Consider the following 953-nt stretch of genomic DNA (forward strand, 5'->3'; position numbering starts at 1 on the left):
AAAGACACGCGCAAGGCGTCTTGTTTGGCTTCTAATAACTGCTCGCCATCTAATGCCCAAGGCGACCAAATTTTTTCAGGTTCTGCCAACCAAGAAGGTTTGGGTAAGCTGCCAGCGGTTGAAGTGGGCAATAGTACTTTTGATGATAATGTTGTCATAGTGATTTGTCTTTTATATTTTGGTTTTTATAGTAAATGTATGGTCTTTTGAGAAGAGACTGTTATCTATTTTTTGCAGCCTCTGTCAGCGTAGACACAGCAAGCAAGAAAAATGTATAACAGTCTCACTGAATAATCTCTACATCGAACTAGTTTCATATCTTGGCGAATGGCATACTATTAAGCTGCGCGTTTTCTAGCCGTCGAACTGCTAACCGCAAAGCCTGCCGCCCACTCCTCTAAAATATTTCGATACGGCTTAATAAACTGCTCTTCGGCGAATTTGCCTTGCGTTACTGCCATCTGACTACGCTCTTCGCGGTCATAGACCACTTGCGTCAACGAATAATCTTGGTACTTCAAACTGGGCTGATATACGTGACTCGCGGTTGAGTTGGCATTATAAATTTCAGGGCGGTAAATCTTTTGGAAGGTCTCCATCGTCGCAATAGCGCTGATTAGTTCCAAATCGGTGTAATCACTGAGCAAGTCACCGGCAAAGTAGAATGCTAGAGGCGCAACACTACCGGCAGGCATAAAATAGCGCACGGTTAAGCCCATTTTATGAAAATAGTCATCCGTCAAAGAGTACTCATCTTGTCTATACTCTACCCCTAATACTGGATGCTGATTGCCTGTACGCTGATAGACTTTACTGCTTGACACACTCAGGCAAATAACAGGTTGTTTGTTAAAGTTGGTTTGATAGGCTTCTGAGTTCAATAAATGTTGAAACAGTTTGCCGTGCAAATCACCAAAATCGTCTGCTGGTGGCGATTTTGGGTTTTTCTCAAA

Annotated in this window: 1 protein-coding gene and 1 pseudogene; both read right to left on the reverse strand. The window is 42.8% G+C overall.

The genetic code is table 11. From position 1 onward, the window contains the following. Nucleotides 1-158 (reverse strand): annotated as a pseudogene (locus ACS8FD_RS17495) (methionine synthase); the annotation flags it as partial. 180 nt (nt 159-338) lie between these two features. Then, on the reverse strand, nt 339-953 hold a 615-nt coding region (locus ACS8FD_RS17500; RefSeq protein ID WP_439276785.1), incomplete at its 5' end, for a putative oxygenase MesX.

The organism is Psychrobacter sp. 1U2 (genome assembly GCF_051847575.1).